Source organism: Pseudomonas sp. UBA5666 (assembly GCF_002420785.1).
Lineage (GTDB): Bacteria > Pseudomonadota > Gammaproteobacteria > Pseudomonadales > Pseudomonadaceae > Aquipseudomonas > Aquipseudomonas fulva.
Window position 1 is genome coordinate 168,660 of record NZ_DIIQ01000014.1, and the last position, 12,588, is coordinate 181,247.

At 61.8% G+C, this 12,588-nt stretch carries 10 protein-coding genes and 1 pseudogene; 7 read left to right on the forward strand and 4 right to left on the reverse strand.

Annotation, left to right across the window (positions count from 1 at the left end):
• Positions 1-51: 51 nt before the first annotated feature.
• Positions 52-528, reverse strand: coding sequence for a MarR family winged helix-turn-helix transcriptional regulator (locus B2Y33_RS08660; RefSeq protein ID WP_028686519.1), 477 nt, complete (start codon positions 526-528; stop codon positions 52-54).
• A gap of 69 nt (positions 529-597) precedes the next feature.
• Positions 598-1,650, reverse strand: a complete 1,053-nt coding sequence (locus tag B2Y33_RS08665; RefSeq protein ID WP_206405400.1) for a 2,5-dihydroxypyridine 5,6-dioxygenase — start codon at positions 1,648-1,650, stop codon at positions 598-600.
• A gap of 326 nt (positions 1,651-1,976) precedes the next feature.
• On the opposite strand from B2Y33_RS08665, the gene nicC reads away from it, so the two are divergent.
• The 7 genes from nicC to B2Y33_RS08700 all read left to right on the forward strand — a co-directional run bounded on the left by nicC (position 1,977) and on the right by B2Y33_RS08700 (position 10,707).
• The gene (gene nicC, locus B2Y33_RS08670; RefSeq protein ID WP_027916157.1) at positions 1,977-3,125 is read left to right on the forward strand and encodes a 6-hydroxynicotinate 3-monooxygenase; all 1,149 of its coding nucleotides are present in this window, start codon (positions 1,977-1,979) and stop codon (positions 3,123-3,125) included.
• Complete coding sequence (gene nicD / locus B2Y33_RS08675; RefSeq protein ID WP_196109969.1) at positions 3,122-3,928, forward strand: N-formylmaleamate deformylase; 807 nt, start codon at positions 3,122-3,124, stop codon at positions 3,926-3,928. Before nicC ends, nicD begins: the two co-directional genes overlap by 4 nt.
• 13 nt (positions 3,929-3,941) lie before the next feature.
• Entirely contained in the window at positions 3,942-4,694 is a 753-nt protein-coding gene (locus tag B2Y33_RS08680; RefSeq protein WP_028686517.1) for a maleate cis-trans isomerase family protein, read from the forward strand.
• Between the two features lie 15 nt (positions 4,695-4,709).
• Positions 4,710-5,351 (forward strand): N-carbamoylsarcosine amidohydrolase, encoded by a 642-nt coding sequence (locus B2Y33_RS08685; RefSeq protein WP_206405399.1) that lies wholly within the window; start codon positions 4,710-4,712, stop codon positions 5,349-5,351.
• 209 nt (positions 5,352-5,560) lie between these two features.
• Positions 5,561-6,874, forward strand: a complete 1,314-nt coding sequence (locus B2Y33_RS08690; protein WP_206405398.1) for an MFS transporter — start codon at positions 5,561-5,563, stop codon at positions 6,872-6,874.
• Between the two features lie 135 nt (positions 6,875-7,009).
• Positions 7,010-8,302, forward strand: a complete 1,293-nt coding sequence (locus B2Y33_RS08695) for an OprD family porin (RefSeq protein WP_206405397.1) — start codon at positions 7,010-7,012, stop codon at positions 8,300-8,302.
• 188 nt (positions 8,303-8,490) lie between these two features.
• Positions 8,491-10,707: a TonB-dependent siderophore receptor gene (locus B2Y33_RS08700; RefSeq protein ID WP_206405396.1), complete on the forward strand. Its 2,217-nt coding sequence runs from the start codon at positions 8,491-8,493 to the stop codon at positions 10,705-10,707.
• A gap of 116 nt (positions 10,708-10,823) precedes the next feature.
• Here B2Y33_RS08700 and B2Y33_RS08705 read toward each other — a convergent pair whose 3' ends face one another.
• Together B2Y33_RS08705 and B2Y33_RS23225 are read right to left on the reverse strand one after the other, a co-directional pair.
• Positions 10,824-11,351 (reverse strand): ProQ/FinO family protein, encoded by a 528-nt coding sequence (locus B2Y33_RS08705; RefSeq protein ID WP_027916150.1) that lies wholly within the window; start codon positions 11,349-11,351, stop codon positions 10,824-10,826.
• Positions 11,352-11,571: 220 nt separating this feature from the next.
• Positions 11,572-12,573 (reverse strand): annotated as a pseudogene (locus B2Y33_RS23225) (methyl-accepting chemotaxis protein); the annotation flags it as partial.
• Positions 12,574-12,588 lie beyond the last annotated feature (15 nt).

Here is a 12,588-nt window from a genome sequence, read left to right on the forward strand (position 1 = left end):
AATCGGTGGCTCAGGCAGGGCGCGCGAAGGGGTGTCCAGCAGTGGTGCGGCTCAGGCCGCGCCGTCGTCGCTGTCGATCATCTTGCGCAGCAGGTACAAGATGGCGACGCGCTCAGCGGCATTGAGGCTGCCCATGCTCAGTTCACTGATCTGCCGGGCGCAGGGAATCATCGCATCGAGCAAGGCCGCGCCGCTGTCGGTGAGCGTGACGATCACCTTGCGCCGGTCTCCCGGGTCTGGCGAGAGCTGCACCAGTTCACGTGCTTTCAGACGCTCGACGATCCCGCGGATGGTCGCCTGGTCCACGGCCGTTGCCTTGATCAACTCGGCCTGAGAGCTGGGGCCATGATCGCGCAGGGCGCACAGGGTGACGAATTGAATGGAGGTCAACTGTGGGTCGCAAGCCTGCTGCTGGAAGATCGCCGTGTGCCGCTGGTAAGCCTTGCGCAGCAAGTGACCCACCTGTTCAGTAACGTCGTAGGGGGCGGTGTCGTGTGGGGCGCTGCTGGGGGGAGTCGTGTTCGGCATGAGAGGCTTTGGGCTGGTGGAAAGGAGCTGGCCGGCCGCCAATAGCGGAGCGCCCGGCCAGTATAACCGTTATCGCGCCAGCGACTGCTGGGGCGCGACCACGTCCCCGGCCATGACCACGGCCTGATCGTCCAGGTAGATATCGCAGTTGCGCAGCGGGATGTCCAGGTGGCAAGGGGTCTTGCGCTTGCCGCCCACTTCGGTATTCGGGCCTGTGGAGAACAGGAAGTTGCCGTAAAACGCGCGGGCATCCATGCACATCCCGTCGTTGCGGTCGTGCAAGCCCATGGCAGTCCACTGGGCGCGCGGTTGCAAGCCCCAGCCGATGTGCGAGATGCCGTAAACCTCAGGGTCGTTGAAGTACTTGAGGTAGTCGCGCAGGTACTCGGCCTCGAAACCGCCATGAATGCCGGTGATGAAGCCCTTTTCGATTTCGAGCGTGATGCGCTCGCGGCAATAGTTCTTGAACGGCAGGATGATGTCGCCTACATCCAGGACCAGCGTGCCCTCGGCGCTGTCCTCGTTTGGCCAGGTGAACAGAAATCCACTGGGCCAGTGGTCCCAGCGCCCCGGCTCGTCGGCGTAGCCGTACTCGGTGACTGCCGGGTACTGGCCGAGCGGGGCATGGAAGTCGCTGCCAGCCTTGGACCGCACCTGCATGCTGCGCGCCTGCTTGAGCAGGGTTTCGGCAGCCAGTACCCGGCGCTTGTCGTCCTCGTTGGGCAGCATGCGCGCCAGCACTTCGGCTGGTTCCACCGCCAGCAGAATGCGGGTGCCGGTCTTGAGAATCTGCTCCTGCTCGGGGGAGTGCAGAAGCATCATCGTGTCGACGATCAGGTCGGCGGCTTCCAGTGCGCGCTGCGCCGCCAGATTGCCGGTAAGTGCCGTGTCCCCGCAGTAGGCGGTCATGTCCCGGCCCATGGCGGTCGGGTGATTGAACGCCGGCAGTTCCACGGCGTAGACCTTCGCCCCTAGTCGCTGCGCCGCTTCCATCGCGGCGTTGACCGTGCGCGGATCGGAGTAATGGCTCTTGAGGACGGCCACGCTCTGGGTGTCGTCCACACGGGACAGCTTCAGTACGTGCTCGAACATCTGGGTCAGTTGTGCATTGCTCACCGGCATTGTGGGTTCTCCTGGGTGGCCTCTGGCGGCATCAAGCGGTGCACCATCGCAGTGCTTGGCGCTTTATCTTGGCGCACAAGAAACAGTGTGTACGCCATAACCTGAGCGATGAGAGCGCATTCATTCGATCAACGCAAGTGATCTTTGAGACGTTACCAAACAACTCATCTCCCAGTTATGCGGTAACAAACGGCCATGTTGCCGTTCGATCACCTGTTTGAAAATATTTTAGCAAGGCTATTCCTAAGAGCCATTTAAAGTGTATACGCTGTAAATGACTCGCGGCCATGCCGCTTGCCACACATCAGAACAACAGGAGACTCTCCATGCGGGGAAGCCAAAAAATCGCAATCGTCGGCGCGGGTTTGGGTGGGGCGGCAGCAGCAACGTTGCTGCAGCAGGCCGGCTTCGATGTCGAGGTGTACGAACAGGCCCCGGCGTTCACCCGCCTGGGTGCCGGGATCCACATCGGCCCCAACGTCATGAAGATCTTTCGGCGCATGGGGCTGGAGCAGAAGCTGGAACTCATGGGTTCGCACCCGGACTTCTGGTTCAGCCGCGACGGCCAGAGCGGCGATTACCTCTCGCGCATCCCACTGGGTGAGCATGCTCGCCGCGAATACGGTGCGGCCTACATCACCATCCACCGGGGTGACTTGCATGCGCTGCAGATCGATGCCATCAAGCCGGGTACCGTGCACTTCGGCAAACGCCTGGAAAAGATCATCGATGAGGGTGATCAGGTGCGTCTGGACTTCGCCGATGGCACCCACACGGTCGCCGACATCGTCATAGGGGCCGACGGCATCCACTCCAAGATCCGCGAAGAATTGCTCGGTGCCGAAGCGCCGAACTACAGCGGCTGGGTGGCGCACCGTGCGCTGATCCGTGGGGTAAACCTGGCGCAGCATGCCGACGCATTCGAGCCCTGCGTCAAGTGGTGGTCCGAAGACCGGCACATGATGGTCTACTACACCACGGCCAAGCGCGACGAATACTACTTCGTGACCGGTGTGCCCCACGAGGCGTGGGACTTCCAGGGCGCCTACGTGGACAGCAGCCAGGAAGAAATGCGCGCTGCCTTCGAGGGCTATCACCCCACCGTCCAGAAGCTGATCGACGCCACCGAATCGATCACCAAGTGGCCGCTGCGCAATCGCAACCCGCTGCCGCTGTGGAGCCGTGGGCGGCTGGTGATGCTCGGTGACGCCTGTCATCCGATGAAACCGCACATGGCGCAGGGCGCCTGCATGGCCATCGAGGATGCGGCCATGTTGACGCGCTGCCTGCAGGAGACCGGTCTGTCGGACCACCGCACCGCCTTTGCCCTGTACGAGGCCAACCGTAAAGAGCGAGCCTCCCAGGTGCAGTCGGTATCCAACGCCAACACCTGGCTCTATACGCAGGAGGATCCAGCCTGGGTATACGGCTACGACCTGTACGGTCAGCCGCTCAAGAGCGGGGAGGCCGCATGACTACCTTCGTGACTGGCGGCCATGTGAACGCCAATGGTATCCGCCAGCATTACCTGCGCTATGGCGGTAAGGGCCATGCGCTGATCGTGGTGCCAGGGATCACCAGCCCGGCGATTACCTGGGGGTTCGTCGCCGAGCGCCTTGGCCAGCACTTCGATACTTACGTGCTGGATGTGCGCGGGCGTGGTTTGTCATCAAGCGGCCCCGATCTGGACTACGGCACCGATGCCTGTGCCGCCGACATTCCCGCCTTTGCCGCCGCGCTGGGGCTGGACAGTTATCACTTGGTTGGGCACTCGATGGGCGCACGGTTCGCGATTCGTGCCGCTGCCAACGGCGCGCCAGGCTTGCAGAAGCTGGTGCTGGTCGACCCGCCGGTATCCGGGCCAGGGCGCCGCGCCTACCCAAGCAAGCTGCCCTGGTATGTCGATTCCATTCGCCAGGCCAGCATGGGTATGAGTGGCGAGGACATGCGCACCTATTGCGCCACCTGGAGCGACGAGCAGTTGGCGCTGAGGGCCGAGTGGCTGCACACCTGTTACGAGCCTGCGATCGTGCGGGCCTTCGATGACTTCCACGAGGTAGACATCCATCAGTACCTGCCCGCTGTACGCCAGCCGGCGTTGTTGATGGTGGCTGGGCGTGGCGGGGTAATCGAGCCGTGCGACATCGCCGAAATCCGTGAGCTCAAGCCTGACATTCAGGTCGTACAGGTTGCCAACGCTGGGCACATGATTCCCTGGGACGACCTCGATGGTTTCTTTGCTGCATTCGGCCTCTTCCTCGATCGATCCCTTGCCTGAAGGAGCACGAGACATGACCAAGCTATACCGCATCGGCCAGATCGTGCCGAGTTCCAACACCACCATGGAAACCGAGATACCGGCGATGCTCAACGCGCGCCAAGCCATCCGCCCGGAGCGCTTCACCTTTCATTCCAGCCGCATGCGCATGAAGCAGGTGAGAAAGGAAGAACTGGCGGCCATGGATGCCGAGTCCGACCGCTGCGCGGTGGAGCTGTCCGATGCCAGGGTCGATGTACTGGGCTACGCCTGCCTGGTGGCGATCATGGCCATGGGCCTGGGCTATCACCGGCAATCCGAACAGCGCCTCAGGCAGGCGACTGCCGATAATGATGCACTGGCGCCGGTCATCACCAGTGCCGGAGCGCTGGTCGAAGCCTTGCATGTGATGAAGGCCAAGCGCATCGCCATCGTCGCCCCGTACATGAAGCCGCTGACCGAGCTTGTGGTGAACTATATCCGCGAAGAAGGCTTCGAGGTTCAAGACTGGCGTGCCCTGGAGATTCCCGACAACCTGGCCGTGGCCCGTCACGACCCCGCCAACCTGCCCGGTATCGTCGCCGGCATGAACCTTGAAGGGGTGGATGTGGTGGTCTTGTCGGCCTGCGTGCAGATGCAGTCGTTGCCGGCCGTGGCCAAAGTCGAGGCGCAGACCGGCAAGCCTGTGGTCACCGCTGCCATCGCTACCACCTACGCCATGCTCAAGGCGCTGGACCTTGAGGCGGTGGTGCCAGGTGCCGGCGCCTTGCTGTCGGGCGCCTATTGAAATCGGGAGGTAGACATGAGCGAGGCACAAAGTGCTCGGGACAACTATCAGGGTGTATGGGGGCAGCGTATCGGTTTTGGTCGCGCACCGGCGCTGCTGATGATCGACTTCATGCAGGGCTATACCACGCCGGGGGCTGCGCTGTACGCCCCAGGCGTCGTCACGGCAGTGGCGCAGGCCGCGGACCTGCTGGCGCTAGCCCGCGATTGCGGCATCCTGGTGGTGCATACCAACATCCGCTACCAGCCCCCGCATTTTGTCGATGGCGGGGTATGGGTGCGCAAGGCGCCGGTGATGAAGGACATGGTCGAGGGTAACCCCTTGGCGGCGTTCTGCGAGGCCGTTACCCCACAGCCGGAGGAGGTGGTGCTGAGCAAGCAGTACGCCAGCGCTTTCTTCGGCACCAGCCTGGCGCCGCTGCTGCACGCCCAAGGAGTGGACACCGTGGTCTTGGCCGGCTGCTCCACCAGCGGGTGCATCCGCGCCAGCGCGGTAGATGCGATGCAGCATGGCTTTCGAACCATCGTGGTGCGCGAATGTGTGGGTGATCGCCATGACGACCCGCACCACGCCAACCTGTTCGACATCGACAGTAAGTACGGCGATGTGGTTTCCCGCCAGGAAGCGATGGCGCAATTCAGGCAATTGACCGGCTGACACCGGCAGGCGCCTACCCAATAACAATCAAGGAACGGTGCCGGAAGCACGTTCATGACCGCCTGCTGTCCGGGCGGTCGCCCCGCAGGAGCACTCGGGGTTTTTCAGGCGTGGCCTGGGCCTGTCGCGTGTAGCGTGCGACGGTCCTTGTGCGTCGAAAACTGCTGGCCTTAAAAACAACCACAAAGTCGCCCGCCAGGAGACAGGAAATGCCAATTGCGAATGCAACCACGGTCCATAGCGACATTGATCAGGGCACCAAAGCGCTGTACAGCAAGATCACCTGGAGGCTCATTCCCTTCCTGTGCTTTTGCTACCTTGCCGCCTACCTGGACCGTATCAACGTCGGCTTCGCCAAACTGCAGATGCTCGAAGATCTGCAGTTCAGCACCGCCGCCTATGGCCTGGGTGCCGGGCTGTTCTTCGTCGGCTACATCATTTTCGAAGTGCCCAGCAACCTGATTCTGCAGCGCGTCGGTGCCAAGCTGTGGATCGCCCGCATCATGATCACCTGGGGCCTGTTGTCGGCGTGCACCATGTTCGTCAGCAGCACCACCCAGTTCTACATCCTGCGGTTTCTGCTCGGCGCGGCCGAAGCAGGGTTTTTGCCAGGGGTACTGTTCTACCTGACCATGTGGTACCCCACTTACCGACGCGGGCGCATCATCGCCCTGTTCATGATCGGGCTGCCGCTGTCGAGCGTGATCGGTGGGCCTATCTCGGGGTGGATCATGGGGCACTTCGATCAGGTCCACGGCCTGCATGGCTGGCAGTGGCTGTTCCTGCTGGAGGCGATCCCCAGCGTGCTGCTCGGCATTCTGACCTTCTGGGCCTTGCCCAATCACTTCCAGCAGGCCAAGTGGTTGTCGAGCCAAGACAAGGCTCAGCTGGCAGCAGACCTTGCCGCCGACGATGCAGAGGGCAAGGACAGCAAGCACAGTTTCCGTGACGGGTTCTTCAACCTCAAGGTGTGGATGCTTGGCGGTATCGATTTCTCGATCCTGCTCAGCGCCTACGCGATGGGCTTCTGGATGCCGACCTTCATCCGCGATGCAGGGGTGAGCGACACGTTCCACATCGGCTTGCTCACTGCCATCCCGAGCCTCGCCGCACTGGCCGGCATGCTGATGATCGGCGCCAGCTCCGACCGTCACCGTGAGCGTCGTTGGCACATCATCGTCCCATTCATCGTCGGCGCCATCGCCATGGCCAGCAGCACCTTGTTCAGCCAGAACCTGGTCATGACTGTATTGCTGTTCGCAGTCGCCTCGGCCGCGATCATTGGTGCGGTGCCGGTGTTCTTCAGCCTGCCGGCGACCTTCCTGAAAGGAACGGCAGCCGCCACCGGTTTTGCCCTGGCCTGTTCGGTGGCCAACATTGCCGGGCTGGTCAGCAACTCGCTGATGGGCCTGGTCACTGACTGGACCGGTACTTCCCACGCGGCGCTGTGGGTGTTCGCCGGCTGCTTGCTCCTGAGTTGCTTCCTGGTCATCGCCCTGCCAGCGAAGCTGGTCAACCGCTAGCGGTCCAGCGCTTCACGCCCGGTAGGGCAGGCGGGCCGATGCCGGCCTGCCCACCCATTCTCAATGCAATCTGCACGTCGGCGGGCGTTTGTCTCGCCGGTGGATTGCTGTTGCCCGAATTTCAGGAATCGCCCCATGCACGCTTGCACTGCACCGCGTTTTTTCCCGAAGGCACGCCTGGCTGGCGGCTGCATCGCAGCCGCGCTGTGTACCGAGGCACCGGCTGAAGAGGTCGGTTTCATCGAAGGCGCCCGTGCGACCCTCCAGGCTCGCAATTATTTCTTCAGCCGCGACTACGCCGATATCAAGGGAGCAAGCACCCAATCGCGTACTCAGGAGTGGGCGCAGGGCTTCATCCTCAACGCCAGCTCAGGTTATAGCCAGGGCATCATTGGTGCCGGGGTCGATGTGACCGGCCTGTTGGGTTTCAAACTCGACAGCAGCCCCGAACATGCACGCTCAGGCCTACTGCCAAGCCTTGACAGCGGCACGTCCGCCGACCATTACAGCCGCGTGGGCGCGGCGCTCAAGTTCAAGGTTTCCCAAACCGAATTGAAGGTGGGGGAATTAATGCCCAATCTGCCTGTGTTGCTGTTCAGCGACCTGCGCCTGCTGCCACCGACTTATCAGGGCGCAATGCTGGAGTCACATGAGTTTGCTGGGCTGACGCTCAGTGCCGGCCAATTTCGCTCCACCAGCCTGCGCGACTCGTCCAACAGTCAGAAAATGTATGCGCTGGTCAACGACCCCATCAACCCCGCGCGGCTGGCCCGCTTTACCAGTGACCGCTTCAATTACCTGGGCGCCGACTATGCCTTCAACGACAACCGCTCCAGCGTGGGGGTATGGCAGGCGCAGCTGCAGGACATCTACCAGCAGCGATTCTACAGCCTCAAGCACGCCGAGCCCCTAGGTGACTGGACCTTGGGTGTGAATGCCGGCTATTTCCAGGCCCGCGAGGATGGGCGCAAGCTTGCCGGCAACTATGACAACCATGCGCTGTTCAGCCTGTTCTCGGCGAGAACGGGCGGGCATACGTTTTACGTGGGCTACCAGCAGATAGGCGGGGAGGACGGTTTCATCCAGGTGGGCGCCAACACCAACCCGATGGGTAATACCCTGCCGACCTACGAGTTCTCGGCGCCTGGGGAGCGTTCCTGGCAGGTGCGGCATGACTACAACTTTGCGGCATGGGGGATCCCCGGGCTGACCTCGACATTGCGTTACGTACAAGGCCGGGAGGTCAAAACCGGGCTGGGCTTTGAAGGGCGTGATCGGGAGCGGGATCTGGACCTGGCCTACGTATTGCAAAGTGGGCCGCTGGAGGGGCTCGGCGTGCGCGTGCGCAATGTGATGGCTCGCTCCAATTACCGAACAGATATCGACGAAAACCGCGTGGTGCTCAGCTATACCATGAAGCTGTTCTAGAGGTTGTAGCGGACACCATCAGGCGAGCACGACGAACGGCCACCTCAGACGTGCACCTGGCCGGCTAAAAGCGACCAGGTGTACAACCCCGCTCAGCTGTAGCGGTTTATGCGATTAATTATCATATGAGGATGATTATGATGTAGATTTGCGCGCACGGATTTTCACGCGCAAGGAGTAAGCTCGCAATGCCCCCGTCCATTTCCCATCCCACTACCTTCACCCTCGGCCTGTACGCTTGCTTAATCTGCCCGCCATCCTTTGCCGATACCCAGGCAAGCCAAGACGGCCCCGTGCTGGAGCTGGGCTCAACCGATGTGATTGCTACCGGCCTTGGCAGCGTCACTGAACGCAGTGGCTCCTACACCACCGGTAGCATGAGCGCAGCCACCCGGTTGAATCTCTCGATCAAGGAGACACCCCAATCGGTCTCGGTCATATCCCGCCAGCAGCTGGACGACTTCCAGCTCAACAGCCTGTCCGAGGCCATGGCTCACGTCACGGGAGTTACGGTGCAACGCAATGACTCGGAGCGACCGAGCTACTATTCGCGTGGTTACGCCATCAACAACTTCCAGATCGATGGCATGCTCAACACGTTCTCGGGGCTCAAGTCCGACTCCGACACCATCATCTACGATCGAATCGAAGTCGTGCGTGGGGCCACAGGCTTGACCACAGGTGCAGGCGATCCCTCGGGCACCATCGCAATGGTTCGCAAGCGCCCTACGCACGCGTTGGCGGTAAAGAGTGGTGTAAGTGGTGGCAGTTTCGACAATTACTACAGCTACCTGGACGTGGGTGGCCCGCTGGGCTGGGACGGCCGTCTGCGCGGACGCACCGTGCTGGCGTACCGCGACAACAAGTCTTTCATGGACAAGTATGCCACCCAGCGTGAAGTGGCCTACGGCGTGCTTGAAGCCGACCTGACCCCAAGCACCGTGCTGGCGGTGGGGTATGACTATCAGAACAAGCATGTGCAAGGGTCATCCTGGGGCACGGTACCGTTCTGGAACGCCGACGGCAGCAAAGCCAACTTGCCCCGTTCCACCAACCTCAGTGCGCCCTGGTCTTCCTGGCCACTCAAAGACCAGACGGTATTCGCCACCCTCGACCAGTATCTGGCCAACGACTGGGTCATGAAGGTGGCGTATACCCACCGGCAAAGCGACAGCGACGGAAAGGTCTACTATGGGGGCAATGGCTTCCCCGAAGCCGACCGTAGCGGCATGCAGGCCTGGTACTCGCACTTCGGGGGCTCCGAGCAGATGGACGCGCTGGACTTCAACCTCGCGGGCCCTTTCCAGTTGTTCGGCCGCAGCCATGATTTCATGATCGGTTACGGCGAGTCGCGACGGCGCGACAGTGAACCCCACCGCCTTGATCTGCCTGTACCCGACGGTTTCGAGACGATTGCCGATTGGAAGTACATGGGGGCCACCCCTACGTTCTATGACCTCGAAACCGGGCTGGACAGTTCGCGCTCCAGTATTCGTCAGAAGGCCGGCTATATTGCAACACGTCTGAACCCCACGGATCGCCTGCACATCGTGATTGGCAGCCGCTACGGCAGTTGGCAGACGCAACGGCGGGAGTGGGATTACGGTGATGCCCTGCAAGTCACCGATCAGTCCACTACCAGGCAGGTCCAGAATGATCAGTGGACGCCCTATGCCGGCGTACTCTTCGATCTGACCGACCAGTTCACCGCCTATGTCAGTTACACCGATATCTTCAACCCGCAAACCGTGAGAGACGTCAACAAGCAGTACCTGGAGCCCATCGTAGGCAAGGTTTATGAGGTGGGGCTCAAGGGCAGCCTGTTCGCTGACCGCCTGAACCTGAGCACGGCAGTGTTTCGCAGCAAGCAGGACAACGTGGCGGAACAAGACGACTCAGTGCCGCCCAATGGCAACGAAGTATTCTACAAAAGCGGTGGCAAAGGCGTGGTTGTCGAAGGTTTCGAGGCTGAAGTCGCAGGCGAGGTGATGACCGGGTGGCAGATGAGCCTGGGCTACAGCTATACGCATGCTGCCACGGCCGAGAAAAAGCGAAAGAACACCGAACAACCCTTGAACCTGGTGCGCTTGTCCAGCACCTATGCCCTAACACCAGCATTGACCGTAGGGGCAAGCCTGGACTGGCAGAGCGACAATTTCAGGCTGGCGAACCGACCGGTAGGGCGCGACGGTGATCGAATCATCACGGCCAAGGACGAGATCGGCCAGAAGGCATTTTCGGTGGTTGGACTGATGGCGCGCTACCGGATCGATGAGCACCTGACTGCTTCTGTCAACGTCAAGAACCTGTTCGACGAGCATTACTACAACAACGTCGGCTTCTACAACGGCGTGTACCACGGTGAGCCACGTACGATGATGGTCAGCCTGGATTGGAGGCTCTGAGGCGATGACCAGGTTGCGCTGTACACTCGGCCAGTCGGCGGCCATGTGATAGCCCGCAGCGCCCATCACCCGCGCGCTTGGCGAACGGGCGATGGGCGCTTGCTCAGACCAAGCCTTTACTCAGCGGCCTGTTCCACTGCCGGCTCGTCTGCAGCCTCGCCCTGTGCTGCAGGCGCAGCGGTCTGTGCCTTGGCTTGCGCCCGCTTGCGGCGTTCCTGATTACGCTGCTGGGCCGCCTGGCGCTTGGCATGGATCGCCTGGGCGGCGGTCACCACGCCTGCCGGCTCACCGTTAAGGTCCAGGCGCGGGGCGTTTTCCACCATGCTGGTCCAGTAGCGGTTGCCCCGGCACCAGGTGGAAATGCCCAGCTTCAGTTGCTCACGGGTAATGCCCAGCAGCTCCAGGTGTTGCTCGGCATCCTTGAAGATGCCCTCCTTGAGCGGCACTTTCGGCGCAGGGTTGACAGGGAAGGCCAACGGGAAGTGCTTCTGCAGCGGCCAGATGGCGGCCACTGCCGGGTCCAGTTCACGCGGCTTGGTCTTCTGCGGGGGCTTGCGCTTGGCCGGCGCTGGGGCGCTTGCCTGTTGCTGCTCTTTTTCAGCCCGCAGGCGATCCCGTAGCGCTGCCAGTTGTTCAAAGCTCATCGTTCAATTCACTGCTTCAAGGTTGATTGCGTGGTGCAAGGATATGCGATGCAGCCCCGGTGAGCAGCCCAAAAGGCACAAATCGTCGCTTTTTTTACAGAAACCCACGACGGTCTTGCTCCAGGGCAGCGGTATTTGCGTCACACAATGGCGCGAATCCTTGCCCCAGGGGCACGGTGCAAGCTTTCCCGACAGGCCGCTGCCCCTCTGTCATCCAGCCCTAGACCTTGAACTTGGCGACCATCGCGTTCAGGTCCACAGCCAGGCGTGACAACTCCTGGGCGGCGGCGCTGGTCTGGTTCGCGCCGGCCGAGGTCTGCATCGCCAGGTCCCTGATGTTCACCAGGTTTCGATCCACTTCGCGGGCCACCTGGGCCTGCTCTTCGGAGGCGCTGGCGATCACCAGGTTGCGTTGGTTGATGGACGAAATGGCTTCGGCAATCGTGTTCAGTGCCTGGCCTGCGGATTGGGCGATTTCCAGGGTGCCTGACGCCCGCCCTTTGCTGGCGTGCATGGCCCCGACTGCAGACTCGGTGCCCGACTGAATGCCTGTGATCATGCCTTCGATCTCGGCTGTCGATTGCTGGGTTCGGTGCGCCAGCGCCCTGACTTCGTCGGCGACCACGGCAAAACCACGGCCGGCTTCACCGGCGCGCGCAGCCTCGATGGCAGCGTTGAGCGCAAGCAGGTTGGTCTGGCCTGCGATCGAGCCGATGACATCCAGTACCCGGCTGATCTCGTTGGCGCTGGTGGCCAGCTGTTCGATTTCCTGGGAAGTGGTCGTGACATCGCCGACGAGCTGACCAATGGATTGCAGCGCATCATTGACCCGCTGCTGGCCCTCACGGGTGGTCTGGTCTGCACCTTTGGAGGCATCGGCGGTGTTGACGGCATTGCTGGCCACTTCCTCAACCGCTGCGGTCATTTGGTTCACGGCCGTGGCGGCTTGGTCGATTTCGGCGCTTTGCTGATGCAGGCCGCGGCTGGTGTCTTCGGTGACCGTGAACAGCTCTTCGGACGCCGAGGCGAGCTGGTCGGAGGCGGCTGCGATGCCGGCAATCGTCTCGCGCAAGCTGTCTTTCATTCTGGACAAGGCGTGCAGCAACAGCGCGGGTTCGTCGCTACCCGTCACCGTGATGACCTGGTTGAGCTCACCCGAGGCCACACGCTCGGCAACGGCCACCGCTTCGCTCAAAGGCCGCACGATACTGCGGGTCAGCATGATGGCCAGCGCAAT

What these genes read in the sequence shown, in the direction of transcription:
- B2Y33_RS08660 (WP_028686519.1), bottom strand. Translation starts at nt 528, where the DNA reads ATGCCGAACACGACTCCCCCCAGCAGCGCCCCACACGACACCGCCCCC.
- B2Y33_RS08665 (WP_206405400.1), bottom strand. Translation starts at nt 1,650, where the DNA reads ATGCCGGTGAGCAATGCACAACTGACCCAGATGTTCGAGCACGTACTG.
- nicC (WP_027916157.1), top strand. Translation starts at nt 1,977, where the DNA reads ATGCGGGGAAGCCAAAAAATCGCAATCGTCGGCGCGGGTTTGGGTGGG.
- nicD (WP_196109969.1), top strand. Translation starts at nt 3,122, where the DNA reads ATGACTACCTTCGTGACTGGCGGCCATGTGAACGCCAATGGTATCCGC.
- B2Y33_RS08680 (WP_028686517.1), top strand. Translation starts at nt 3,942, where the DNA reads ATGACCAAGCTATACCGCATCGGCCAGATCGTGCCGAGTTCCAACACC.
- B2Y33_RS08685 (WP_206405399.1), top strand. Translation starts at nt 4,710, where the DNA reads ATGAGCGAGGCACAAAGTGCTCGGGACAACTATCAGGGTGTATGGGGG.
- B2Y33_RS08690 (WP_206405398.1), top strand. Translation starts at nt 5,561, where the DNA reads ATGCCAATTGCGAATGCAACCACGGTCCATAGCGACATTGATCAGGGC.
- B2Y33_RS08695 (WP_206405397.1), top strand. Translation starts at nt 7,010, where the DNA reads ATGCACGCTTGCACTGCACCGCGTTTTTTCCCGAAGGCACGCCTGGCT.
- B2Y33_RS08700 (WP_206405396.1), top strand. Translation starts at nt 8,491, where the DNA reads ATGCCCCCGTCCATTTCCCATCCCACTACCTTCACCCTCGGCCTGTAC.
- B2Y33_RS08705 (WP_027916150.1), bottom strand. Translation starts at nt 11,351, where the DNA reads ATGAGCTTTGAACAACTGGCAGCGCTACGGGATCGCCTGCGGGCTGAA.